General features: G+C 67.6%; 21 protein-coding genes. 11 read left to right on the top strand and 10 right to left on the bottom strand.

Annotation, left to right across the window (positions count from 1 at the left end; translation table 11 throughout):
- Positions 1-957, top strand: coding sequence for an enoyl-CoA hydratase/isomerase family protein (locus SLQ31_RS21385; RefSeq protein ID WP_319436249.1), 957 nt, complete (start codon positions 1-3; stop codon positions 955-957).
- On the opposite strand, the gene SLQ31_RS21380 is transcribed toward SLQ31_RS21385, so the two are convergent.
- Together SLQ31_RS21380 and SLQ31_RS21375 are read right to left on the bottom strand one after the other, a co-directional pair.
- Positions 935-1,690: a GntR family transcriptional regulator gene (locus SLQ31_RS21380; RefSeq protein ID WP_319436054.1), complete on the bottom strand. Its 756-nt coding sequence runs from the start codon at positions 1,688-1,690 to the stop codon at positions 935-937. The genes SLQ31_RS21385 and SLQ31_RS21380 overlap by 23 nt on opposite strands.
- Positions 1,691-1,725: 35 nt before the next feature.
- The gene (locus tag SLQ31_RS21375) at positions 1,726-2,883 is read right to left on the bottom strand and encodes an acyl-CoA dehydrogenase family protein (RefSeq protein WP_319436053.1); all 1,158 of its coding nucleotides are present in this window, start codon (positions 2,881-2,883) and stop codon (positions 1,726-1,728) included.
- Positions 2,884-3,050: 167 nt separating this feature from the next.
- Between SLQ31_RS21375 and SLQ31_RS21370 the strand changes: the two genes are divergently transcribed.
- From SLQ31_RS21370 to SLQ31_RS21360, 3 genes are all read left to right on the top strand, one after another.
- On the top strand, positions 3,051-3,971 hold the full coding sequence (locus SLQ31_RS21370; RefSeq protein ID WP_319436248.1) for an acyl dehydratase: 921 nt from the start codon (positions 3,051-3,053) through the stop codon (positions 3,969-3,971).
- A gap of 80 nt (positions 3,972-4,051) precedes the next feature.
- Entirely contained in the window at positions 4,052-5,185 is a 1,134-nt protein-coding gene (locus SLQ31_RS21365) for a CoA transferase (protein WP_319436051.1), read from the top strand.
- On the top strand, positions 5,179-6,468 hold the full coding sequence (locus SLQ31_RS21360) for an amidohydrolase family protein (RefSeq protein WP_319436050.1): 1,290 nt from the start codon (positions 5,179-5,181) through the stop codon (positions 6,466-6,468). Before SLQ31_RS21365 ends, SLQ31_RS21360 begins: the two co-directional genes overlap by 7 nt.
- Positions 6,469-6,523: 55 nt before the next feature.
- Here the strand turns inward: SLQ31_RS21360 and SLQ31_RS21355 are convergent, their stop codons facing one another.
- From SLQ31_RS21355 to SLQ31_RS21345, 3 genes are read right to left on the bottom strand one after another with little or no spacing between them, the layout of a single operon-like run.
- On the bottom strand, positions 6,524-7,723 hold the full coding sequence (locus SLQ31_RS21355; RefSeq protein ID WP_319436049.1) for an acyl-CoA dehydrogenase family protein: 1,200 nt from the start codon (positions 7,721-7,723) through the stop codon (positions 6,524-6,526).
- Positions 7,720-8,823, bottom strand: a complete 1,104-nt coding sequence (locus tag SLQ31_RS21350; RefSeq protein ID WP_319436047.1) for an acyl-CoA dehydrogenase family protein — start codon at positions 8,821-8,823, stop codon at positions 7,720-7,722. The genes SLQ31_RS21355 and SLQ31_RS21350 overlap by 4 nt, the downstream gene beginning before the upstream one ends.
- A 5-nt stretch (positions 8,824-8,828) precedes the next feature.
- Positions 8,829-9,716, bottom strand: a complete 888-nt coding sequence (locus tag SLQ31_RS21345; protein ID WP_319436045.1) for an alpha/beta hydrolase — start codon at positions 9,714-9,716, stop codon at positions 8,829-8,831.
- Between the two features lie 142 nt (positions 9,717-9,858).
- Here SLQ31_RS21345 and SLQ31_RS21340 point away from each other — a divergent pair, with 142 nt between their 5' ends.
- The 5 genes from SLQ31_RS21340 (at position 9,859) to SLQ31_RS21320 (ending at position 16,703) form a co-directional block, all read left to right on the top strand.
- Positions 9,859-11,802, top strand: coding sequence for an NAD(P)/FAD-dependent oxidoreductase (locus SLQ31_RS21340; RefSeq protein ID WP_319436043.1), 1,944 nt, complete (start codon positions 9,859-9,861; stop codon positions 11,800-11,802).
- 7 nt (positions 11,803-11,809) lie between these two features.
- On the top strand, positions 11,810-12,835 hold the full coding sequence (locus SLQ31_RS21335; protein ID WP_319436042.1) for a zinc-binding dehydrogenase: 1,026 nt from the start codon (positions 11,810-11,812) through the stop codon (positions 12,833-12,835).
- 69 nt (positions 12,836-12,904) lie between these two features.
- Positions 12,905-13,894 (top strand): glycoside hydrolase family 6 protein, encoded by a 990-nt coding sequence (locus tag SLQ31_RS21330; protein WP_319436041.1) that lies wholly within the window; start codon positions 12,905-12,907, stop codon positions 13,892-13,894.
- A gap of 143 nt (positions 13,895-14,037) precedes the next feature.
- Positions 14,038-15,225: an alpha/beta hydrolase gene (locus SLQ31_RS21325; protein WP_319436040.1), complete on the top strand. Its 1,188-nt coding sequence runs from the start codon at positions 14,038-14,040 to the stop codon at positions 15,223-15,225.
- A gap of 59 nt (positions 15,226-15,284) precedes the next feature.
- Positions 15,285-16,703: a wax ester/triacylglycerol synthase family O-acyltransferase gene (locus tag SLQ31_RS21320; protein ID WP_319436039.1), complete on the top strand. Its 1,419-nt coding sequence runs from the start codon at positions 15,285-15,287 to the stop codon at positions 16,701-16,703.
- Here the strand turns inward: SLQ31_RS21320 and SLQ31_RS21315 are convergent.
- From SLQ31_RS21315 to SLQ31_RS21300, 4 genes are read right to left on the bottom strand one after another with little or no spacing between them, the layout of a single operon-like run.
- Positions 16,700-17,641, bottom strand: coding sequence for a DUF4436 family protein (locus SLQ31_RS21315; RefSeq protein WP_319436038.1), 942 nt, complete (start codon positions 17,639-17,641; stop codon positions 16,700-16,702). The two genes, SLQ31_RS21320 and SLQ31_RS21315, sit on opposite strands and share 4 nt — an antisense overlap.
- Positions 17,634-18,920: an alpha/beta hydrolase gene (locus SLQ31_RS21310; RefSeq protein ID WP_319436037.1), complete on the bottom strand. Its 1,287-nt coding sequence runs from the start codon at positions 18,918-18,920 to the stop codon at positions 17,634-17,636. The genes SLQ31_RS21315 and SLQ31_RS21310 overlap by 8 nt, the downstream gene beginning before the upstream one ends.
- Positions 18,889-20,544, bottom strand: a complete 1,656-nt coding sequence (gene fadD12 / locus SLQ31_RS21305) for an acyl-CoA ligase FadD12 (RefSeq protein WP_319436036.1) — start codon at positions 20,542-20,544, stop codon at positions 18,889-18,891. The genes SLQ31_RS21310 and fadD12 overlap by 32 nt, the downstream gene beginning before the upstream one ends.
- The gene (locus SLQ31_RS21300) at positions 20,544-21,284 is read right to left on the bottom strand and encodes a 1-acyl-sn-glycerol-3-phosphate acyltransferase (protein ID WP_413642734.1); all 741 of its coding nucleotides are present in this window, start codon (positions 21,282-21,284) and stop codon (positions 20,544-20,546) included. The genes fadD12 and SLQ31_RS21300 overlap by 1 nt, the downstream gene beginning before the upstream one ends.
- A 386-nt stretch (positions 21,285-21,670) precedes the next feature.
- Here SLQ31_RS21300 and SLQ31_RS21295 point away from each other — a divergent pair, with 386 nt between their 5' ends.
- Together SLQ31_RS21295 and SLQ31_RS21290 are read left to right on the top strand one after the other, a co-directional pair.
- On the top strand, positions 21,671-22,453 hold the full coding sequence (locus SLQ31_RS21295; RefSeq protein ID WP_319436034.1) for a crotonase/enoyl-CoA hydratase family protein: 783 nt from the start codon (positions 21,671-21,673) through the stop codon (positions 22,451-22,453).
- Positions 22,454-22,529: 76 nt separating this feature from the next.
- Positions 22,530-24,179, top strand: a complete 1,650-nt coding sequence (locus SLQ31_RS21290) for a YncE family protein (protein WP_319436033.1) — start codon at positions 22,530-22,532, stop codon at positions 24,177-24,179.
- Here the strand turns inward: SLQ31_RS21290 and SLQ31_RS21285 are convergent.
- A complete protein-coding gene (locus SLQ31_RS21285; RefSeq protein ID WP_319436032.1) occupies positions 24,160-25,083 on the bottom strand; it encodes a DMT family transporter in 924 nt (307 codons plus the stop codon). The two genes, SLQ31_RS21290 and SLQ31_RS21285, sit on opposite strands and share 20 nt — an antisense overlap.
- Position 25,084 lies beyond the last annotated feature (1 nt).

Below are 25,084 nucleotides of genomic sequence, written 5' to 3'. Positions count from 1 at the left end.
CTGATGTTGATTGTGGACCTATCCGACCCGCCCCCGATAGGGGTGACCGGTCCGCCGGGTGTGGTCATTGCGGTCGGGGAGTCGTCCACACCCGACGGTGAATTCTGGCTCGACACCGCGACGTTCGCGCTCACCGACGCCGAGCACGAAGACCGCCGGTACGTCACGGTGGAGTCGGTCACCGAGACGTTGGGCGAACTGGACGAACGCTGCCAGCGGTGGCCGCATGCCAGTGCAGTCTGCGACGACGTGTTGCGCTCCGTTGACGTGACCGGACCCGCGCTGACCAGCATCATCACCGAATCGTTGGCGTATTCGACCCTGCAGGCCGGCCCGGAGTTCGCCCGTTGGTTGGCCGAGCGCGGCCCGGCCGCGCTGCCTGACATCCCCGATCCGGTGCTCGCTGAGCGTGCCGGCGACACGGTGCGCATCCGGTTTAATCGGCCGAAGCGGCACAACGCATTCAGCACCGACGCGCGGGCGCTGTTGCTGGAGGCGCTGACCGTCGCACTGCTCGACGACACCGTCACCGAGGTGGTGCTGGGCGGCAACGGCCTATCCTTTTGCAGCGGTGGGGATCTCGGCGAGTTCGGTACGTTCGCCGATCCGGCCGCCGCGCATCTGGCCCGCACCCGGCACAGTCCCGCACTCGCACTCGACGAGCTGACCCGCAGGCTGGGCGGGGCCTGCCGGGCCGAGGTTCACGGCCGCGTGCTGGGGAGCGGGCTGGAGATGGCTGCGTTCTGCGGCTGGGTGAGCTGTCATGACGACGCGGTGCTCGGGTTGCCTGAATTGATGCTGGGGCTGATTCCCGGGGCCGGCGGCACCCTGAGCATCACTCGCCGTATCGGGCGTTGGCGCACAGCCTATTTGGTGTTGTCGGGACGGACCATCGACCCGGCGACCGCGCTGGCCTGGGGTCTGATCGACGAGGTCAGCTCGACCGGCGCAGCGTGACCCGGTAGGTGTACTGCTCGGGCAGGAAGTGGCTGACCGACAGCTCGACGGGGGTGCCGGTGGTGTCGGAGTAGAGCCGGTCCACTCGCAGCATCGGATGTCCGGATGAGCAGCCGAGCGCGCCGGCGACCAGCTCGTCGGCGGGTGCCACGGTGATCGACTGCGCCGCTTCGGCGATCGGGTGGTCGAGATGTGGCTCGAGAACCCCGATGACGGTATTGGTGCCGACGGCACCATCGGCCAGTTCCGTTGAATCGAACACCAGGCGCGCCACTGACTCGGGCAGATGCACGGTGGTCACCACGAACGGAACACCGAAGTTCTCCCCGGGTCGCTGCGCTCCTGCCCGCCGGTCGTGCAGCCGGCGGAACACCACGGTGTAGACCACGTCGTGATCCAGCCGCAGCCGACTGGCCACCGCGACGTCGACGCGACGCGAAAGGCCTTGCAGCACTTCCATCGTAGTGTCCTCGGACAGGCTCATCAGGTCCTCAATCGAACCCAGCTGCCTGAGATATCCCCGGTTGGCGTAGGTCCCGCGACCGGGCACTCGATACACCACACCTTCGGCGACCAGATCCTGGAACGCCCGGCGTACCGTCTGCCGCGACAGTCCGTGCTCGGCGACCAGCTCGGACTCGGTCGGCAACCGCACCCCCTCCGGGTAGGCGCCGGCGGCGATCTCGTCGCGGAGTCGTTGCCGCAGAACCTGATACGCGGGTTCGGGTTTCATGGGTGGCTAGATGCCGCGCAGGGCTGATGTCGGCATCAGATGCCTCCGCGCGCGACGAGCTGCCCGGCGATCACGTTCCGCTGAATCTCGTTGGTGCCCTCACCGACGATCATCAGCGGCGCATCGCGGAAGTACCGTTCGACGTCGTACTCGGTGGAGTAGCCGTAGCCGCCGTGAATGCGGACCGCGTCCAGGGCGATCTCCATCGCTACTTCGGAGGCGAAAAGCTTGGCCATGCCGGCCTCCATGTCGCAGCGCTCGCCGCTGTCGTAGCGTTCCGCGGCGTAGCGGGTCAGTTGGCGGGCGGCGGTCAGCTTGGTGGCCATATCGGCCAGGTAGTTGCCGATCGACTGGTGCTTCCAGATCGGTTTACCGAAACTCTCCCGTTCCTGGGCGTAGGCCAGCGAATCCTCCAGCGCGGCGGTCGCCACGCCCAGTGCCCGTGATGCCACCTGAATGCGGCCCGTCTCAAGGCCTTTCATCATCTGGCTGAAACCCCGGCCGGGCTCGCCGCCGAGGATCGCGGTGGCGGGCAGGCGGCAGTCGTCGAACGACAGCTCGCAGGACTCGACACCCTTGTAGCCCAACTTGGGCAGATCCCGCGAGACCGTCAGTCCGGCGGTCGGGGACTCGACGAGCACCACCGAGATGCCCTTGTGTCGCGGCGTGGCCTGCGGATCGGTCTTGCACAGCAGGGCGATGAGCCCGGATCGGCGCGCGTTGGTGATCCAGGTCTTCGCGCCGTTGATCACCAGGTCGTCGCCGTCCCGGCGGGCGACGGTGATGATGTTCTGCAGATCCGAGCCGCCACCGGGTTCGGTCAGCGCCATCGTGGCACGCATCTCGCCGGTGGCCATCGCGGGCAGATACGCCTGCTTCTGCTCCTCGGTGCCGAATGTCTCCAGCAGCTTGGCCACCACGGTGTGCCCGCCCATTGCTCCGGCCAGGCTCATCCAGCCGCGGGCCAGCTCCTGGGTGACCTCGACGTAGCAGGGCATCGACACGGGGGAGCCGCCGTACTGTTCGCTGATCGCCAACCCGTAGATGCCGATCTGCTTCATCTGCTCGATCCAGGCCTCGGGATAGGTGTTGGCGTGTTCGACCTCGCGCACCGTGGGTTTGACATCCCGTTCGACGAACGCCCGCACTGTCTCGACCAGCATCGTTTCTTCGTCGTTGAGTGCAGTGCTCACCAGCGTGGCTCCAAAGTCGGGAAATGTACGGCCATATTGACACCAGACTACAAGAACCGCCAGTATGGGCGACTGTGACTTTGTACGGCCATATTGGCGGCGGCGATGCTGGCGGTCCGTATTTCGATGACCTGGTGATCGGCCAGGTCTTCGGCTGGGCGCCGTCGATGACGTTGACGTCCGGCGTCGCGGCGACCCATCAGGCGATCCTCGGCGATCGCATGCGACTGGCGCTGGACGCCGACCTGGCCCACGCCGTCGTCGGCGGCAATGCCCAGCTGGCCCATCCGGCACTGGTCTGCGACGTCGCGATCGGCCAGAGCACGCTGGTCACCCAGCGGGTCAAGGCCAACCTGTTCTACCGCGGTCTGACGTTCTACCGCTATCCGGTCGTCGGTGACACCGTGTTCACCCGCACCGAGGTGGTGGGGTTGCGCCAGAACACCGCCAAGCCCGGCCGCGCGGCGACGGGTCTGGCGGCGCTGCGGATGACGACCATCGACCAGGTGGGCCGGCTGGTGCTGGACTTCTATCGGTGCGCGATGCTGCCGCTGAGCCCGGACGCCACCGACACCGGCCACGCCGACGACTTGTCGTTGATCGGCGCCGACCTGGCCCCCGCCCCTGACCCGACGGCCGACTGGAACGCGGCGGCCTTCCGGGAACGGGTCCCCGGTCCGCACTTCTCGCCCGACATGGCCGGCTCGGTTCTGCGTAGCACCGGCGATGTCGTCAGCTCCGCTCCGGAGCTGGCCCGGTTGAGCCTGAACATCGCTGCCACCCATCATGATTCGCGAGTCGGCGGCCAGCGGCTGGTGTACGGCGGCCACACCATCGGTCTGGCGCTGGCCCAGGCCAGCCGGCTGCTGCCGAACTTGGCGACAGTGCTGGGCTGGCAGTCCTGCGATCACACCGGCCCGGTGCACGAGGGCGACACGGTGTACAGCGAGCTGCACATCGAGGCGGCCGATGCGCTGCCCGGCGAGCGCGGCGGCGTGCTCACCCTGCGTTCGGTGGTCTACGCGGCCGCCGACGAAGGCGACGACCGTCAGGTCCTGGACTGGCGGTTCACCGCGCTGCACTTCTAGTCCTGACGCCGAGATCGACGTTTTGCCGCTCTGCACTCGCACTTTCCCGCCCAAACGTTGGTTTGGGCGACAATGACAACGTGGACGGCTCGGGGAGCGACTGGGTGGGCAATGGCGTGCTGACCCGCGCCCATGCCGTCGCCGCTGAACTCACCGAACACCTGGGTGTTCCGATCGACGCCTGCACCACCTTGACAGGCAGGGCCGCGCTACTCGGACTGCGCCGGCGCGGCCGCATCTCAGCCGGGGGCGCTACCCGCCTGATGCCGACTCGCGACGGTTGGTGGGCACTCACCCTTTCGCGCGCCGACGACATCGCGGCCGTGCCAGCCCTCGTCGAGGCCGACACCGTGCCCGACGACCCTTGGCCGACGATCGTGCGGTGGGCCGCCCAGCGCGATGCCGGTGACGCCGTCGGCCGGGCCGCGCTACTGGGTCTGCCTGCGGCAAGGCTCGGTGAGACGACAGCAGCGCCGCCGTGCGTGACCCCGCAGGGAAACCGAGCCGCGCCCCGCTTGGCGGCGGGGCTGCTGGTGGCCGACCTTTCCTCAATGTGGGCCGGCCCGTTGTGCGGGCAGATCCTCGCAGGTGCGGGTGCCACCGTCGTCAAGGTGGAGAGCCCGACCCGCCCGGACGGGACGCGCGCCGGCGAACCGACGTTCTTCGACTGGATCAATCACGGAAAGCTGTCCTATGCCGCCGATTTCGAACGCGACTACGGTCGGCTGCGAGCCTTGCTGATGGCGGCCGATGTCGTCATCGAGGGTTCGCGGCCCGGTGTGCTGGCTCGGCGGGGACTGAGTCCGGAAGCGTTACCCGGCCCCGACGGCAGGGTGTGGCTGCGGATCAGCGGGCACGGGCCCGACTCGCAGCGCGCGGCCTTCGGCGACGACGCGGCGGTGGCAGGCGGATTGGTGGGCACCGGCGAAACCGGACCGGTGTTCTGCGGCGACGCCATCGCCGATCCGCTCACCGGGATGGAATCGACACTGGCCGTGGCGCATTCGCTGAGTCGCGGCGGAGGTGAGACCATCGAAGTGACGATGTCAGCTGTCGCCGCGACCTACGCGATCCTGCCTAGCGCGCCGTCGCAGTCCTCGACGTCGGCCGCCCCGCCAGCCCCACCGCCGCGCACGGCGCCGGCCGCGGCGCTCGGTTCCGACAATGCCGCGGTAGATGCACTTGTTGCACAAAGGAATTCGATGGCATGCTGATCCAGCGGGCGCACCTACTCGATGGCCGGATCGCCGACATCCGGGTGACCGCCCAGGTCGAGGAGGTCGCCGACACACTGACTCCGCGGTTGGCCGAGACGGTATTCGACGCCGCAGGCGGCACCGTGATACCCGGTCTCCACGACCATCACGTTCACCTGCGGGCCGCAGCGGCCGCACTGGATTCCGTCCAGGTCGGCCCGGCGAAGGTCCACAACCGCGCCGAACTCGCCCAGGTATTGGCCGCCGCGCCGGTCGGTGTCGACGGCTGGATCCGTGCGGTCGGCTACCACGAATCCGCCTCGGGCCCACTGGACCGGTCGGCGCTCGACGAGCTCTACGATGCTGTGCCACTGCGTATTCAGCACCGCAGCGGTGTGCTGTGGTTCCTGAACTCGGCGGGCCTTGCCGCCGTCGGCCTGCCCGATCACCCGGACGGCAGGCTGCGCAGTTTCGACACCTGGTCGGACGCGGTGGCGCGCCGCGACACCAACCTGGCCGCGATCAGCCGTCGGCTCCTCGGCTACGGCGTCACCGGCGTCACCGACGCCACCCCGGGACTCGGCGCCGACGACATCGTCACGCTGACCGAGGAGCACCGGCACGGGGGACTGCTGCAGGGGGTGCACTGGCTGGCCCCGGGAAAGCGCATCCTGCATGATGATTCGCTGGATCTCGACGAGCTGACCGAGTGGATCGCCGGACAGCACCGCAACAACGGAGCCGTCGCCTTACACTGCGTGACCGCCGGCCAACTGGTCGTCACCCTGGCCGCATTGCGCGCGGCGGGCACCCGCCCGGGCGACCGCATCGAGCACGCCGCCGTGGTGCCCGGCGACACCATCGCCGAACTCGCCGACCTCGGCGTGCTGGTGGTGACTCAGCCCAACTTCATCGCCGAACGCGGTGACCAGTACCTAGCCGACGTCGATCCCGGCGACCTGCCGGCGCTGTGGCGGCTGGCGTCGCTGGTCCGGGCCGGGGTGCGGGTCGCGCTGTCGACCGACCTGCCGTTCGGCGGCGCCGACCCGTGGGCGGCGATGCGCGCCGCGGTGCACCGCACCGCAGGCACCGGCAGGGTACTGAATGCCGATGAATGCGTCTCGGCGACAACGGCTCTGACGATGTTCATCGGTCATCCGGACCGCCCCGATGTACCCAGGACCATCGAGCCGGGGCAGCCGGGGGATCTGTGTGTGCTGGGCGCCCCGCCGGCTGAGGTGCTCGACACCCTCGACGCCGACCTGGTGACCGCCACCGCCATCGGCGGCCACCTGTCCTAGCGATTTCGGCGCGCTTTCGTTCGCTCAGCGGCGGTTTTCGCGCCGAAATCGCTGGCTAGCCCGACGTCGGCAACTCCCGAAACGCCGTATTCCGATACGGCTCGGGCTCTTTCGGCAAGCCGAGAACACGCTCGCCGACGATATTGCGCTGGATCTGGTCGGTGCCGCCGCCGATGGAGGTGAAGTACGCGTTGAGGGTGCGGAACGTCACCGCATCGCCCACCGGATTGTCCGGCCCGCTCAACATCGCCTCGGGACCGGCGATCTGGGTCTGCACCTTCGCCGTCTCGTGCAGGATCCGCGACATCGCGATCTTGCCAAGCGCCAGCAGTGTGGCGGCCTCGGCACGATCAGTGGTGGCCTTGGCCCGCTGGGTGTTCCACCGGTTCACCGCCGCGTACGACTCGACCCTCGCGATCTCCTGCCGGATGAACGAATCGTCGAGATTGCCTGCCCGGCGGGCCATCTCGACCAGGCTGTCGGCGTCGGCCTGCGGCTTGCGGGCCGAGCGTGATGTACGGGCCAGATCACCCATCAGCCGCCGCTCATAGGACAGCGCCACCTGCAGCACCGACCAGCCGCCGCCGGGTTCACCCACCAGATTCGCATCCGGCACCCTGGCGCCGGAGATGAACACCTCGTTGAATTCGGACTCGCCGGTGATCTGATGGATCGGGCGGATCTCGACGCCGGGCTGGCGCATCGGGAACATGAAGAAGCTGATTCCGTTGTGCTTGGGCACATCCCAATCGGTGCGGGCCACCAGCAGGCCGTAGTCGGCCGTCTTGGCGAACGACGTCCACACCTTCTGGCCGTCGATGACCCACTCGTCACCGTCCCGCTCGGCGCGGGTTCGTAATCCGGCCAGATCCGATCCAGCGCCGGGCTCGGAATACAGCAGGCACCACTTGGTTTCACCACGAATGGACGGCGGGATCAGCCGATGCTTCTGCTCGTCGGTCCCCAGGTCATGCAGTGTGCAGGCGAACAGGTTGGCCCGGTCGTGGCCGGTCCCTGGCGCGCCCGCCGCCGCGAATTCGGCTGCCACGATGCGGGATTGCGGGTCACTGAGACCGCGGCCCCACCACTGCGGCTCCCAGCTCGGTACGGCCCAGCCGGCGTCGAACACCGTCTGCGCCCACTGGCTGCGGTCCAACGAGGCATCCCAGTTGGCCGCCAGCCACTGCCGGACCTCGTCGCGCACCTCGTCGTCGGTCGCTGCACTTTCGTTGGTCGCTGCACTTTTGTCGGTCACTGTGCCTCCCGCAGTCGCACGTAGCGTTCCCGGTGCCACGCCGGGTCGCCGAACAACTCGGCGTCGGTCCTGGCCCGCCGCAGGTACAGGTGCGCGGGGTGTTCCCAGGTGAAGCCGATGCCGCCGTGCACCTGGATGGTGTTCGCCGAGACCGACACGAACGCCTCCGAGCAATAGGACTGTGCGGCAGCGAGATCCACAAGCTGCCCAGGATCGTCGGCATCGAAGGCCGCGGCGACGTGCCGAGCGGCCGACAACGAAGACTCGGCGTCCAGCAGCATGTCGGCGCACATGTGCTTGACCGCCTGGAAACTCCCGATCGCACGGCCGAACTGGAATCGGGTCTTGGCGTAGTCGGCCGCCATCCGCATCGCGTGCATCGCGCCACCGGCCTGCTCGCCCAGCAGCGCCGCCGACGTGTAGTCCAGCGCCCGGTCGAGTGCGGCGGACCCGTCTTCCAACGTGCCCACCAGTCGGGCCGGGGTGTCGGTGAGGACCAGCCGGCCCTGCTTGCGGGTCGCATCGACGGTCGACAGTGCGCTGATGTCCACGCCTGGCGCGTCGGGCTCGACCGCGAAGATCGCGTTGCCAGCCAGAACGTAGATACGCCCGGCGATCGTCGCGTCCAGCACATAGGTCTTGGCGCCCCACAATCGCCACTCGAAACCCGCTGTGCGCGCGACGGTTTTCGTCTCCAGGGGAGGGCGGGCCGACCCCGGCTCGGCGAACGCCACCGTCGCGATCAGCTCCCCCGCGGCGATGCGGGGCAGGACATCGGCCTGCTCCTTGGCATCTCCGAGGGCCAAGAGCAGCTGTGTGGTCAGCACCGCGGTCGACAGGTACGGCGCGCACAGCAGCGCCCGGCCCATCGCCTCCATGACCAGACCGACCTCGACCGCCCCGGCGCCGGAGCCGCCGTGCGCCTCCGGAATCGCCAGTCCCAGCAGGCCCATCGCGGCGAGCTCGGCCCAGACCTCTGGGTCGTAACCGACGTCGGTGGCCATCAGCCGGCGCACCTCCGCCTCGGGGGAGCGCTTGGCCATCAGATCGGCCGCCGCGGCGGCCAGATCCCGCTGCTCGGTGGTCAACACCGCCGACATCGAATTCAGCCCCCGAAGCTCTCGCGCAGGCTGTCGCACTGGCTGAAGAAGAACGCGGTCGAAATGTCGGCCTTGGCGACAATTCCGTCGAACCCGTGGAACGCGCCGGGCACCACGTGGACTTGGCAGGGCACACCCGCGGCCCGCAGCCGGTCCGCGTAGACGAGGTCCTCGTCGTGGAACAGGTCCAATGTTCCGACGCCGAGCCAGGCCGGCGGCAGGCCGGCAAGATCGGTCCGGCGCGCGGGTGCGGCAACCTCCGGATCGGCACCGCCCAGGTAGGCCTTCCAGCCGAACTTGTTGCTGCTGGCGTCCCACAGCCGATGCCCCGGGTTGTACATATCGCTGCCCACACTGCGGTCGTCGATCATCGGATAGACCAGCAGCTGGAAGACCGGCTTCACGCCGGCACGGTCGCGGGCGAGCAGTGCCAGCGCGGCGCACAGGCCGCCACCGGCGCTGGCCCCGCCGATCGCGATCCGGTCGGCGTCGACGCCGGGCAACCTGGCCAGCCATTGCAGTGCGGTGTAGCAGTCCTCCAGCGGCGCTGGGTACGCGTGCTCGGGTGCCAGGCGGTAGTCGACCGCGGCCACCGTGATCCCCAGCTCCTTGACGAATCGGCGGCACAGCAGATCGTCCTGGGCGGCGCTTCCGATGACGTAACCGCCGCCGTGGATCCACAGCAGCGCCGGGGCGGTCGCCGCGACCCCGCTGGGCCGGTAGAGGCGGATGCCGACGCCCGACTCCAACGTCAGCACGTCGACGTTATCGGTCCTGGCCCGCTGCAGGCGGGTGAGCCGACGGATGACCGGCAGTGTCAGGGGGTTAATGAGCTTGCGGGGGGTGAGCCGCGCGGCTTTGCGCAGTTCGGGATGGATTTCGGTGGTCGCCACGCAGCCCAGTATGGCAACCGGGGATCCGGCGCGATCCGGTTAGGACAGGACCTTGATCCACGACGGTGCCGACAGTATCGTGGTGGCGGCAATTACGGAACTGCGAGTAGCGTAATTGCCGATCGCCGAGAGGACACCGTCAATGTCGACCAATCCGTATGCGGGGCAACCGTTCACGTCTTCCGACGGCGAGATCGCTGCCGCGTTGGAGCAGGTCAGCGTCCCCACTCTGTTGCTGTCCCTGGTGCACATCACCGGTGATCCCCGCTTCATCCGTGAGTTCAGCCAGGCCGGCGTCTTCCTCAACGAAGTCCAGGGCTTCATGTCCGAGGAGGACAAGGCCAGGGCCCGCGCGGTCGCGCTGCCGGTCATCGCCGACTACCGCGACCGGGGCTGCCCGGGGCCGGTGCCGCTCAGTCCCGAGCTGATCGGGGAGATGCTGGACTTCGCCGCCTGTGAGCACGTGGACGACGAGTATCGCCCGATGGTCCTCGAGGAGATGGACCTTGAGGATGTCGACCCGCGCCGTCCCGTTGCACTCGATCCCGCGGCGGCTGCCGACTTCCCGGTGGTCGTGATCGGCTGCGGCGAATCGGGTCTGCTCGCCGGCATCCGTCTCAAACAGGCCAACATCCCCTTCACCATCGTCGAGAAGAACGCCGGTCCGGGCGGAACATGGTGGGAGAACAGCTATCCCGGCGCCCGAGTCGACGTTGCCAATCACTTCTACTGCTACAGCTTCGAGCCGAGCAACGACTGGTCGCACTATTTCGCCGAACAACCAGAATTGCGTGCCTATTTCGAATCCGTCTTGGCCCGGCATGAACTCGCAGCCTTCGTCCGCTGGCAGACCGAGGTCGTCTCGGCGGACTGGAACGACGACGACGGCACCTGGCAGGTCGTCGTACGCGGCGCGGACGGCACCGAAAGCAGCATCCAGGCCAAGGCCGTCATCACCGCGGTGGGCCAGCTTAATCGGCCGCAGTTCCCCGACATCGACGGTGCCGAGACCTTCGAGGGCCCGGCATTTCACTCCGCGGCATGGGATCACTCCGTCGACCTGACCGGCAAGCGGGTTGCGCTCATCGGCGCGGGCGCGAGCGGCTTCCAGATCGCCCCGGCGATCGCCGACCAGGTGGAGCACCTGACGGTCTTCCAGCGCACCGCGCAGTGGATGTTCCCCAACCCGATGTATCACGACAGCGTCCCCGACGGCGTGCGCTGGGCGATGAATCACCTTCCGTACTACAACCGTTGGTACCGCTTCCTGGTGCTGTGGCCAGGGGCGGACAAGGGCCTGGAGGCGGCGCGCTCGGATCCGGCCTATGCCCACCCCGACGACCCGAACTACGCGGTCAGCGAGATGAACGCGATGGCGCGCCTGATGTTCACCGACTGGATCACCACCCAGGTCGGCGACGATCAGGACCTCCTGGCCAAGGTGCTGCCGGACTATCCCGCGACCGGCAAACGCACGTTGCAGGACAACGGAACGTGGCTCACCACACTGCGGCGCGACGACGTCGAGCTGGTGCGCACCCCGATCGAACGCATCACCCCGCACAGCGTGGTCACCGCCGACGGAGTGACCCACGACGTCGATGTCATCGTCTACGCCACCGGATTCCGTGCCACCGAGGTGCTCTACCCGCTGAAGATCACCGGCCGCGACGGAGTAGATCTCCGGACGGCATGGGGTGAGCGGCCCGCGGGCTACCTGGGCATCACGGTGCCCGAGTTCCCCAACTTCTTCATGCTCTACGGCCCGGGCAACCATCTGGCGCACGGTGGCAGCTTGATCTTCAACTCCGAGCTGCAGATGCGCTACATCAACTCCTGCCTGGCGGAGCTAATCGACAACGGCTGGAACGCAATTGAGCCGACGACGGATGCCACCGAGGAGTGGCATCGCCGGCATCAGGCCGAGATCTCCACCATGGTCTGGGCGCATCCGTCGATCAAGTATTCGTACTTCAAGAACCCGGACGGTGAGATCCATACCGTGAGCCCGTGGCGCCTGCCGGTGTACTGGAATGCGGTGCGCGACCCCGAGTGGTCGAACTTCGTTGTGACAAAAGGGAAGTGAGGAAGCCATGCGCGCGGTGCTCATCGACACGCCAGGTTCGGTCCGGGTTGATAGCGTGCCCGACCCGGTGCTGCCGGGACCTACCGGGGCCATCGTCGAGGTGACGGCGGCCGCCATCTGCGGCTCGGACCTGCATTTCTACGAAGGTGACTACCCGCTGTTTCAGCCCGTCTCACTGGGTCATGAGGCCATCGGCAACGTCGTCGAGGTCGGGTCGGATGTGCATTCGGTCAAGGTCGGTGACCACGTCATCGTGTCCTCGGTGGCCGGCTGCGGTGCCTGCGCCGGTTGCGCCACCAAGGATCCGATCCAATGCGCGTCGGGCCCGCAGGTCTTCGGCTCCGGGGTGCTCGGCGGAGCGCAGGCCGAACTGATGGCCGTGCCAGCCGCTGACTTCCAGCTGCTGAAAATGCCGGAGAACATCAACACCGAGCAGGCCCTCCTGCTCACCGACAACCTGGCCACCGGGTGGTCGGCCGCCCAGCGCGCCGACATTCCCCTCGGCGGGACCGCGGTGGTCATCGGTCTCGGCGCGGTCGGTCTGTGCGCCGTGCGCAGCGCGTTGTTCCTCGGTGCGGCAAGGGTGTTCGCCGTCGACCCGGTCGCCGAGCGGCGGGAGCGGGCGGCGAAATTGGGTGCCACCGCTATCGCACCGGCCGCGGCGCAGGCAGTCATGGAGGCCACCGGCGGAATCGGCGCCGATTCGGTCATCGACGCCGTCGGCAACGACACCACCCTCGACGACGCCCTGGCCACGGTCCGTGCCCGCGGCACCGTGTCGGTGGTCGGGGTGCACAACCTCAACCCGTACCCGTTCCCCGCGCTCACCGGGCTGCTGCGCAGCATCACCTTCCGGATGACCACGGCGCCGGTCCAGCAGACGTGGCCCGAATTGATCCCACTGCTGCAGAACGGCCGCATCAACGTCGACGGCATCTTCACCACGAACCTGTCCCTCGACCAGGCCGCCGAGGGCTACGCCGCCGTCGCCGCCCGATCGGGCGAACACGTCAAGGTGCTGCTCACCCCGTGACATGGGGCTGAACGCCCGTAATGGCCCAGTTGGCGTTTATCGACCCCCGGCACTAGCTTTTCTTCGGTGATGTCCTCAGCTGCTGGCGCGGTCGCGCGGTGGATCGCTCCCTTCCTGACGGCTGCGGTCGTTGCCGGGATGATCCTCTCCCCTCAACCGGCGCATTTCGCGCATGCGATACGCCTGGCCGACGACGCCGCGCCGATCGGCGGGTCGCCGTTCTACGTCGATCCGAACTCGGCGGCCATGCGGGCCTCGCGGGCCAATCCGGACAATCCCCAGTTGGCCTACATCGCCAACACCCCGCAGGCGTATTTCATCGACAACCTGGTTCCGGCCGCCGCGGTCAGCACGTATCTCAACGGTGCTTGGGCCGCCGGCGCGATGCCCATGCTGGCCATCTACTCGCTGCCGAACCGCGACTGCGGAAGTTTCGCGGCGGGCGGGTTCGGCTCGGGTGACGCCTACCGCGGGTGGATCGACCGCGTCGCCTCCCAAATCGGCGGCGGACCGGTGACGATCATCCTCGAACCCGACGCGCTCGATATGGCCGACTGCCTATCGGGCAGCGCCCGTCAGGAGCGCTTCGACCTGATCAGCTACGCCGTGGGCGCCCTGACCCGCGATCCGGCCGCTGCTGTGTACGTCGACGCCGGGCACTCGCGCTGGCTGCCCGCCGAAGAAATCGCCAACCGGCTCAACCAGGTCGGGATCGACCGCGCGCGGGGCTTCAGCCTCAACACCGCGAACTTCTTCACCACCGACGAGGAAATCGGTTATGGCGAAGCGATTTCGGGGATGACGGGCGGCAAGCCCTACGTGATCGACACATCGCGTAACGGCAATGGCCCGGCCGACGGCGAATTGTATTGGTGCAACCCGAGCGGCCGCGCGCTGGGCGTCCAGCCCACCACGGCCACCGGCAACGGCCACATCGACGCCTTCCTGTGGGTCAAACGTCCTGGTGACTCCGACGGATCATGCGGACAGGGCGATCCGGGGCCGGGCCACTTTGTGAACCAGTTCGCTATCGATCTGGCCCGTAACGCTGGTCACTAACACGCACAATTGACGCGTGTGGGCAAACGCCGATTGCGGCGGTATGCCTTGGAGGGCGCCGGATGTGCGCCGCCCCCAGCAAAGCAGTGGACATTCCGAAGAATTTGTCGTGTGCCATCGGTGAAGCGGGGTATTCTCGCGCAATGACGTGGACGACAGCACGCTGGCTGATGAAGGCCGGTCCCGCTGACTACCTGCTGGCCATGAGCGTGGCCTCCGCCCAGCTGCCGATCGTCGGCAAGCATCTCGAGCCGCTGGGCGCCGTGGCCGCGATGAGCGTCTGGGGTGTTCGGCAGATGCCCGAGCTCGTCGGTGCGGCCACGCGTTCGTGGTTCGGCCCCGATGCGAGCGAGGTCCGCAAGACCCAGCGGGCCTGCACGCGCGCGGTGTCCGAGGCCGGGCTCAGCGGTGTCGTCGCCCCCGAGGACCTGCAGATCGAGTGGCCGGCGCCCGAGCGGACGCCCCCGGTCTTGAACGCCTTGGAGCACCGCAAGCACCTGTATCGCTCGTCGGTGCGCTACGGCGACGACCCATCCCAGCTGCTCGACGTCTGGCGCCGCAAGGATCTGCCCGACGAGCCCGCCCCGGTCATGGTGTTCCTCCCCGGTGGTGCGTGGGTGCACGGTGGCCGGATTCTGCAGGGGTACGCCCTGATGTCGCACCTGGCCGCCAAGGGCTGGGTCTGCCTGTCGATCGATTACCGCGTTGCGCCGCATCATCGGTGGCCGCAGCACATCCACGACGTCAAGGCGGCCATCGCCTGGGCCCGCGCCAACGTCGACCGATTCGGTGGCGACCGCAATTTCGTTGCCGTGGCCGGGTGTTCGGCAGGCGGCCACCTCGCCGCGCTGGCCGGGCTGACCATCGACGACCCCGAGTTCCAGTCGCACCTGCCGCAGGGATCGGACACCGCTGTCGACGCCGTCGTCGGCATCTACGGCCGCTACGACTGGGAAGACCGCTCGACGCCGGAACGCGCCCGCTTCGTCGACTTCCTGGAGCGCGTGGTCGTCAACAAGAAGCAGAGCCGCCACGGCGACCTGTTTCGTAAGGCTTCGCCGATCGCGCGGGTCCATCCCAAGGCGCCGCCCTTCCTGGTGGTGCATGGCTCCGGTGACAGCGTGATCCCCGTCGAGCAGGCCCGGTCCTTCGTCGAGCGGCTGCGCGGGACATCCCGCTCGGCGGTCAGCTACGTCGAATTGCCCGGCGCCGGTCATGGTTTCGACATGACCGACGGTGCGCGCACCGGTTCGGTTGCCACCGCAATCGGGCTGTTCCTCAACCAGATTCGCCGTGACCGCAGCCTCATGTCCACCAAAGAGGTGATCTGAGCCCCCACCCCTTGTAGGGTCCCCGACAGGGAGGCACACCGGGTGAAGAGGGTTCAGCGATGAAGAGACTGCGCGGCTGGGATGCGGTGCTGTTGTACAGCGAGGCGCCCAATGTGTACATGCACACCCTCAAGGTGGCGGTCATCGATCTGAAGGGCGTCGGCAGCCGCAGCTTCGGCGTCGAGGAGTTCCGTGAAGTCATCCGGGGCCGGCTCTACAAACTCGACCCGTTCCGCTATCAACTGGTCAACATTCCGTTCAAATTCCACCACCCGATGTGGCGGGAGAACTGCGACGTCGATCTGGATTACCACATCCGCCCGTGGCGAGTGCGTGAGCCGGGCGGTCGCCGCGAGCTCGACGAGGCGATCGGTGAAATCGCCAGCACTCCGCTGGACCGCAGCCGCCCGCTGTGGGAGATGTATTTCGTCGAAGGTCTGGCCAACGGCCGGATCGCCGTCGTCGGCAAGATTCACCACGCCCTGGCCGACGGCGTCGCCTCCGGCAACCTGATGGCCCGTGGGATGGATTTGACCAGCGGTCCCGATCCGGACCTGAAGTTTCCGACCGACCCCGCACCAGCCCGCGGCGAACTGGTGCGCTCGGCGTTCACCGACCACCTGCGCCAGATATCGCGGCTGCCCAGCGTGATGAAGTACACCGTCGACGGAATTCGCCGGGTGCGGAAGAGTTCCCGCAAGCTGTCGCCCGAACTGACCATGCCGTTCACCCCGCCGCCGTCGTTCATCAACCACATGCTCAGCCCCGAACGACGTTTCGCCACTGCGACATTGGCGCTGGCCGAGTTCAAGGAGACCAGCAAGGCCCTCGGCGTGACGATCAACGACCTCGTGCTAGCCACGGCTGCCGGGGCGCTGCGCACGCTGCTGTTGCGCTACGACGGCGCAGCGGATCACCCGCTGTTGGCGTCGGTGCCGGTGAGTTTCAATTTCGACCCGGACCGGGTGTCGGGCAACTTCTTCACCGGCATGATGGTGGCCGTGCCCGTGGATGTCGCCGATCCACTCGAGCGGGTGCGTCAGACTCACGATGCCGCGGTGTTGGCCAAGGAAGGTCATCATCTCGTCGGGCCGGAGCTGATCAGCCGGTGGTCGACGTATCTGCCGCCCGCGCCGGCGCAAGCTCTGTTCAAGTGGTTGTCCACCAGGGACGGCCAGAACAAGGTGCTGAACCTGCCCATCTCGAATGTGCCCGGCCCGCGCGAGCACGGCAGGGTCGGCGGCGCTCTGGTCACCGAGATCTATTCCGTCGGTCCGCTGACGACGGGCAGCGGGTTGAACATCACCGTGTGGAGCTACGTCGACCAGCTCAACATCTCGGTGCTCAGCGACGGGTCCACCGTTGGCGATCCACACGAAGTCACCGACGCGATGCTCGCGGCGTTTGCCGAAATCCGGGTGGCGGCAGGGCTTTCCGGTGAGCTAGCGGTGGTGGAGACCGCCATGGCGCAGGCCTAGCGCCACTCGGCGGGTGCTTCTTCCGCGGGTCCGATCGGCTCCGGCTCGGTCTCGCTCTCGCTCTCGGCACGTTCGATACTGCGCTGATGCCGGAAGCCCCAGACGATGCTTGAGATCAACGCCATGGAGATCACGGCTTCGGCGATGAAGAACGACCCGAAGTCGATGATCGACCCGATCGGTGGGTTGCCGGGTACGGCATTGCGCAGCGGAATCAGGGCGAACAGGATGGCCGCCATCATCGAACAGGCCGGGAAGATCAGGCCGCGCCGCCAATGCAAGATGTAAAAGGCCGCCACCACAGCGCCTAGCGCCAGGCCCAGCATCAGCACCATGACGAACACCGCGAAGATCAGGGTGGGCATGCTCCGGTAGATCGAGAGGTTGGCCGCTGCCCCGCCGGCCTGCTGGGCTTGCTCGGTAGCGGTGATTCCGAAGAACGGGTCGGTGTTCAGAACTGTGAGGGCCACGGGTAATTCGTCACCGTTGGCATCCGTGGCGTGCACCTCGAGATGGCTGGTGTAACGGTCGAACGGATAGTCAGTCACGGTGCCAACCGCCTCGACTTTTTGTTCGATGTCCGGCGCGGAATCGCCGCCTTTGATCTGGGCACGCCAGGTGCCGATCGCTTCGGTCGCCACCGTCGTATCCTGCGCGAAGCTGCTGGTGCCGGGAGGGTCGGCCACCGACCCCAGCGGCCGGATGTCCATAACGGTCACCGCGAGAGCCTGGGAGGTCGCGTCGACACGCGATATCCACATCGTGACATCGACCCGATTCGGGTTGTCCCAGTCGCCGAAGTAGGTCTCCTGGTTGGTGCTCTCTCGGCTGACGATGTACCCGCCGAGACTGGCCGAGATGATCGCGGCCAGAACGGTCAAGGCGATCACCACCCGCCGCAGGCCGACGTCGCGTACCCGCCGGAGGTGTCTACGCACGAGGCTCCTTCTTCATCCTGCTGGCGTACACCCAGGAGAGGAACTGCCCGACCGCATCGGCTGAGTTGTAGGCCCGCGGTGAAGAGAATATGTCGAAGGCGTGTTGGGCTCCGGGTAATTCGGCGTAGAGCACCGGTGATTGCGACACTTCCCGGAACTGCTCGACGAATTCGCGCGCCTCGCCGACCGGGATCAGCGAGTCGTTTTCGCCGTGCAGGATGAAAAACGGCGGGGCGTCGGCACGAAGGCGGCGGATCGGTGAGGCGGCGGTGTAGATCTCGCGGAATCTGCTGAACTGCCGTTTGACCACGAACCGTTCCAGGTAGCCGATGAACTCGCGGCGGCCCTCGCCGTCGGCGGTGAACCAGTCGTAGCGGCCGTACACCGGGACCGCGGCCACCACTGAGGTGTCGGCTTCGGGGAAGCCGGGCTGGTACTCCGGATCGTTGGGAGTCAGCGCGGCCAGCGCGGCCAGGTGACCGCCGGCAGACCCGCCGGTGATCGCGACGAAATCAGGGTCGCCGCCGTAGTCGGCGATGTTTTCCTTCACCCACGCCAGTGCGCGTTTGACGTCGACGATGTGGTCCGGCCAGCTATGTGCCGGGCTGACACGGTAATTCATCGCCACGCAGATCCAGCCGCGGTCGGCGAGATGACTCATCAACGGGTAGGCCTGCGGGCGGCGCCAGCCGATCGCCCACGCGCCGCCGGGCACCTCGAGCAGCACCGGGGCCTTGCCGTCGCGCGGCAGATCCCTGCGGCGCCACACGTCGGCCAGGTTGGCCCGGCCGTGCGGCCCGTAGCTGACGATATTGGTTTTCTCCACGTACTGCCGTCGCGACCAGGTGGTCCGCCATGCCGTCGGCCGCCCGGACGATGACGGCGTGCTCGGCAGTGTGTCGAGGACGTCGGTGTAGTCCTCGCCGAGGCCCTCGACCAGCGCGGCGCGCAGTATCGGCTTGGGGGTGGTCACATTCCGGCGCTGGATGACCACCAGGATCGGCCACGACAGGGCGGTCAGCACCAGGGCGGCGATCCCGCGCCTGCCCCGGAAATCCCCGCGCAGGCCGCGGCGGACGGCGTCCAGCACCGAGCCGGTCAGGTAGAGCAGCGGCAGTTCCGAGGTCGGCCAGCCGAACCAGAACATCGCGATCGTCCGGTAGCCCTTGCGGCCCAGCGGGCGAAACCCGTTGGCGGCATTGGTCAATTCGACGATGGCGCGCGCCAGCGGGCGCGGGCGTCGTAGCTTAGCCGTCAGACGTACGAGCGATGAGTTCATTACGCAGGATCTTGCCAGTGGCGCCACGCGGGAGCTCCGCCAGGATGGTGATCTCCCGCGGGACCTTGTAGTTGGCCAGGTTCTCCCGGACGTGGGCCTTGAGGTCATCGGAGCCTGCGCTCGATCCATCGGCGAGCACCACGAAGGCGACCAGCCGCTGACCGTACTGTTCGTCGTCGACGCCCAGCACCGTCGCCTCCGCCACCTCCGCATGCCCGGTCAGCGTCTTCTCCACCTCGATCGGGTACACGTTCTCGCCCCCCGAGACGATCATCTCGTCATCGCGGCCCACCACGAACAGCCGACCGGCCTCGTCGAGACGGCCGATGTCGCCCGAGGACATGAAGCCCTCGTGAAAGTCCTTGGTACTGCCGGTGGTGTAGCCGTCGAACTGGGTGGAGTTCTTGACGAAGATGCGCCCGACCTCACCGGTGGGGACCGCGCCGAACTCGTCGTCGACGATGCGGATCTCGGTGCCCGCGGCCGGCTTTCCCGCGGTGTCGGGCGCGACCCGTAGGTCGGCCGGCGTCGCGGTGGCGATCATGCCCGCCTCGGTCGCGTTGTAGTTGTTGTAGATGACGTCGCCGAACTCGTCCATGAACCCGGTGACGACATCGGGCCGCATCCGGGACCCCGAGCATGCTGCGAACCGCAATGAGCGGCCGCTGTAGCGCTTCCGGACGTCGTCAGGGAGATCCATGATGCGGTCGAACATCACCGGCACCACACACAATCCGGTGGCCTGATACTTGTCGACCAGAGCCAGCGTCGCCGCCGGGTCGAACTTGCGGCGGGTCACCACCGTGCACGCCATGGCCGAGGAGAACACCAACTGGGAGAAGCCCCAGGCGTGGAACATCGGCGCGACGACCACCGTCGTCTCACCGAGGCGCCACGGTGTGCGGCTCAGGATTGCGATGAGGTTGCCGGCCCCGCCGCCGGAGTGCTTGGCGCCCTTGGGAGTTCCGGTGGTGCCCGAGGTCAGCAGGATCAGCCGGCTCTTGCGGTCGGTCTTGGTGGCCTGCTGCCCGGCATGGGTGGCGATCAGTTTTTCCACGGTGGGGGCGTCGACCGGAGCCGCTGGGCCGGCGACATCAGATCCAGCCTCGTCGGTCCAGGCCAGGATGCGGGCGGCCTGCGGTCGGTCGACCAGCGCGCGATCCACCGAGTCGGTGAATTCCTCGTCGTAGATGACGACATCGGCCTGCTCGCGGTCGACCACCTCGGCCAGTGCGGGTCCGGCGAACGAGGTGTTCAGGAGCAGCACGTCGGCGCCGATGCGGGTTGCCGCGATCAGTGACTCGACGAAACCGCGGTGATTGCGGCACATGATGCCGACTACTTCGGGAGTGCCGTCGGGCAGCTGCTGCAAGGCGGCGGCCAAGGCATGGGCTCGCTGGTCGAGCTCGCGCCAGGTCAGCGTGCCCAGCTCGTCGATCAGGCCGGGACTGTCCGGGCGGCGGGCGGCGGCCGTCGCGAACCCGGTGGCGATCGTCAGCCCCTCGGCGCGCGCGGCCGCCACCATCCGCACCGTCCGGTCCGGACGCATCGGCGTGAGGAAGCCGGCCTTGGCCAGCGTGGCAACCGCGTCGCCGACCGATGTCAGCCGGGCCAGCAGATCCATCAGCCGATCACCGGGAGGCGGCGCTGGGAGGCCAGCTCGTCCAGCGCCCGCTGCATGGCACCGCGCACGTAGGCGTCGACGGCATGAACATCGGGGTCCTCGCCGAACTGCTCGGTGATGTGGATCGGCTCGAGCACCTGGACGACGATCTTGGTGGGCAGCGGGACGTTCAGCGGAACGACGGCGCTCAGCCCGAACGGGAACCCGAACGAGATGGGCAGGATCTTCGCCCGGAACAGCTTGTCCAGCCGCAGCAGCTTGGCCACCCCGGTGCCGCGGGTGAGGTAGAACTGGCTCTCCTGACCGCCGATGGCCACCGTGGGCACGATCGGCACGCCGGCGTTGATCGCGGCCCGCACGTAGCCGGTGCGGCCGTCGAAGTCGATCTTGTTCTGAGCCAGGGTCGGCCGGTAGACGTCGTAATCGCCACCGGGGAAGACCACCACCACACCGCCGGAGCGCAGCGCCTCATCGGCGTTCTCGTGATTGGCGCGGATGAAGCCGTTTTTGATGAAGAAGCTGGCGGTCGGGCCCGTCAGCACCAGGTCGTGGCTCAGGGTGTAGACGGGGCGGTCATACCCGAAATGGTCGTAGAAGCCGAGCGCGAAGACGGGGACGTCCATCGCGAACAGGCCGCCGGAGTGGTTGGAGACCACCAGTGCGCCGCCGGCCGGGAACGACTCCAGCCCGCGGACCTCACTGCGGTGATACAGCTTGAGGAACGGGCGCAGCACGCCCATCGTCCGTTCCACCAGCCCCGGGTCCCATTTGGCCGATTCGGTACGTTCCGTCTCGCTGGAGCTCACGGTTCCTCCTAGGAATTGAAACGTGTTCTAGTTTTGATCGTACCGGGCTGACGACGATCGACGCACCGCTCAGTCTGCCGCTGAGGCCAGCGGCGCGTGGGCTTCTGAGCGATGCTTGCGCGGCACCGATGCCGAGAGCAATAGGACGACCGATCAGCGGCAGCGCCGGCGCCCCGATGTCGAACGCGATCTGATCCAGCGGGCTGACCAGAGCCAGCACGCCGATGATCCGCCTAGCGGTACGGCGGTCCAAGTCCGCGGGAAGTTCTGCGATTGACCCATGATAAAGACCCCCTGCCTCGATCGTTACGATTCCGGACGTGACCGAAAACGCCGTTACCGAAGAGCCCGCCGTCCTCACCGAGCGCCGCGGCCGCATCCTGATCGTCACCATCAACCGGCCCAAAGCCAAGAACGCCGTCAATGCCGCGGTCAGCAATGGTCTGGCCGCCGCGATGGACGAGCTCGACGGCGACGCCGGCCTGTCAGTGGGCATCGTCACCGGAGCCGGTGGTTCGTTCTGCGCGGGCATGGACCTCAAGGCCTTCGCCCGCGGCGAGAACGTGGTGGCCGAGGGCCGGGGACTCGGCTTCACCGAGCGCCCGCCGCTCAAGCCGCTCATTGCCGCGGTCGAGGGTTATGCCCTGGCCGGCGGGACCGAGCTGGCGCTGGCGACCGACCTGATCGTGGCCGCCAGTGACTCCGCCTTCGGCATCCCCGAGGTCAAGCGTGGCCTGGTGGCCGGCGGCGGTGGGCTGCTTCGCCTGCCGCAGCGCATCCCGTACCAGATCGCCATGGAGCTGGCGCTGACCGGTGAGAACCTGTCCGCCACCCGCGCCCACGAACTGGGCCTGGTCAACGTGGTGGCCGAGCCCGGGCATGCGCTGGACGCCGCGATCGAACTGGCCGAGCGGATCACCGTCAACGGCCCGCTGGCAGTGGCGGCCACCAAGCGGATCATCACCGAATCACGCGCCTGGTCTCCCGAGGAGCAGTGGAAGGAACAGGGCAAGATCCTGATGCCGGTCTTCGCGTCCAACGACGCCAGGGAGGGCGCAGTCGCGTTCGCCGAGAAGCGCGCGCCGAACTGGACCGGCACCTAGCCCGGCTAGCTCGGCGCAGCCATAAATAGGTAAATCTCCCGAGCAACGTCGAGCTCGGGACAGCTTGACTTGTCGCATGGACAAGAAACTGGCTGCGCAGCGCTCGGAAACGGCTGTTTGGTTGAGCGCTGGAGCGCTGACGTTGGGCATCGGAGCGGCGACATTGATCGGCGGGACAGCGGTGGCCCACGCCGACGCAGACGCTGGATCGAGCAAGGCGTCCGTCGCATCGTCGGCGCCGCACTCCGGCCCGAAGGCCGCGAAGGCGGCGAAGGCCCCGGGTCACCGGGCCCCGGCCAAAGCGTCGAACACCGTTCGGCTGTCGGCGAAGCGACCGGTCGTTGCGCCGGCGAAGGCGGCGACAACGCCGCTGCAGTCGGCCGTCGACGGTGCGGTCAGGACACTGGTCGCGCTGGGCGGGATGAACCAGACGACGCCCACCCCGGCCCGTGGCAATCTCTGGCAGCTCGGGTTGTATTCGGTGGCGCGCTGGCTGGCCGACACGGCCAATCCCGGCGGCATCCCCCGAATGACGACGGTGGTGACGGGCCAGCCGAATGCCCTCACCGGAGTGGTCACCGGGCAGGTCGTGTTCGCCACTGCGGCGGGCTCGCCGGTGACCTACCAGATCAGTGTCGACCCCAAGCTCGGCACCGTCGTCGTGGATCCCGATGGCAGCTATACCTTTACGCCGCTGCAATCCACCGTGCTGGGTGCACCGGATGGCGGGATGGTGGTCAAGATGAAAGTGACCGCGATCAACGGCGTGCAACGCGCCAGCCAGACCGTCTCGGTCTCGGTTGGCAACCCGTGGGCACTGGCCAAGCAAACCGTCGCGGTCGGCAACGGCCCCTTCAGCTTTGCGGTCAGCCCCGACGGAACCCGCCTGGTCGTCACCAACTACGTCGCCGGCACGGTGTCACTCGTCGACACCGCGACCAACAAGGTCATTGCCACGATCCCTGTCGGATCCAAACCGGCCGGTGTCGTCTTCGACCCGACCGGCACGCGGTTCTACGTGGTGAACAGCGGCGGCGTGGTTGGCTCGGTGTCGGCGGTGTCGTTGCCCGGCAATACGGTGGCCGCCCCGATCGTCATCGCGACCGGCCCGTTCTTCGCGGCGATCGGCCCGGCCGGCTCACCGTCGGCAGGCAAGTTGTACGTGACGATCTACGGCGCCGTCGCCGACGGGAACACGGTGTCGGTGATCGACACCACCACCAACCAGGTCACCGCCGTGAGTGTCGCGGCCGCCGGAGCTGGACCGCAGGCTGTGGCGATCAGCCCCGACGGCACCCGGCTCTGGGTGAGCACCGCCGGGAGCGGCAACGTGTCGGTGATCAATACCGCCACCAATGCGGTGGTCAAGACCATCCCGGTGAGTGGCGCTGCGGGTATCGCGTTCAGTCCCGACGGGCATTTCGCCTACGTCGCGAACTTCACTGCCAACACCGTGTCGGTGATCAACACCGCCAATTACACGACGGCCGCGACGATTCCAGTCGGCGCGTCCCCGAGCTCCGTCGCGGTCAGCCCGGACGGCAGCGTGGCCTATGTGACCAATCAGCAGGACAACACGGTGTCGGTGATCAACACGGCCACCAAGACGGTGATCAAGACGATCACCGTGGGGAGCACAGCGGCCGGCCTCGCGGTCAGCCCCGACGGGACGCACCTCTACGTCGCGAACCCGTTCGATGCGTCGATCACGGTGATCCCGGTCTGAGCTCGGCGCTGAGAGGGGTCAGCGCCGGCCGCCGGGTGAGCACTGATCTGCCCCAGTTCGTCCCGCCGAGCACCAGCACGGCGCCTGCGACACCGATGATTGTGAGTGGGTCGCCGGCGACGACTATGCCGACGGCGGCCGCCCACAGCGGTTCGGTGCCCAGCAACAGACTGACTCGTGCCGGCGACGTTCGGCGCAACGCCCACGCTTGGATGACGAAGGCGAAGACGGTGCACACCAGCGCGAGGTAGGCGGTGATGAGCCAGCCTTGGCGCGACAAGTGGGCAGCGACGTCTCCGGCGCTTCGACCGGTGACGTGAGCGGCGGTGCTGAACACCGCCAGACAGAAGCAGATCTGCACGAGAGTGACGCGTGCGGGGTTGAGAACTCGCCCCTTGGACAGGTGTGCCATCACGATGACGTGAGCCGCGCGCGCCGCAGCGGCGAGCAGGATCAGGACGTCACCGAGGCCGGGCCGGGCGTATCCGGCGCGTTGAGTGAGCAGTCCGACTCCGAGGACCGCGACCACGCTCGCGCCGTAGAAGGTCGCGGGAAGGCGCGTGCCGCGAATCCACCGCTGCAGCAGGGGAGTCATGACGATCGTCAACGAGATGATCAGTCCCGCGTTGGATGCCGACGTCATGGTGAGCCCGAATGTCTCCAGGGTGAAGATGGTGGCCAGGATCGTCCCGAACAGCCCGCCAAGCACGATTTCGGCTCGGTTGATGCGGCGCAGTCGCGTGCCGAGGACGACCATCAGTCCGATCGCGGCCAGCGCGAACCTGATGACGAGAAACCCGAACACACTCTCGGTGGTGGCGACCTCCTTGGCCGCCAGATAGCTCGATCCCCAGGCGACGGCGACGGCGAGCAGAGCCACGTCGACCTGGCGGTGGGTGTACATG

Source organism: Mycobacterium sp. RTGN5 (assembly GCF_033804465.1).
In the GTDB taxonomy this organism is placed as follows: domain Bacteria; phylum Actinomycetota; class Actinomycetes; order Mycobacteriales; family Mycobacteriaceae; genus Mycobacterium.
The sequence above is the reverse complement of the archived record's forward strand: the minus strand, read 5'-3'. Positions and strand labels throughout refer to the sequence as shown.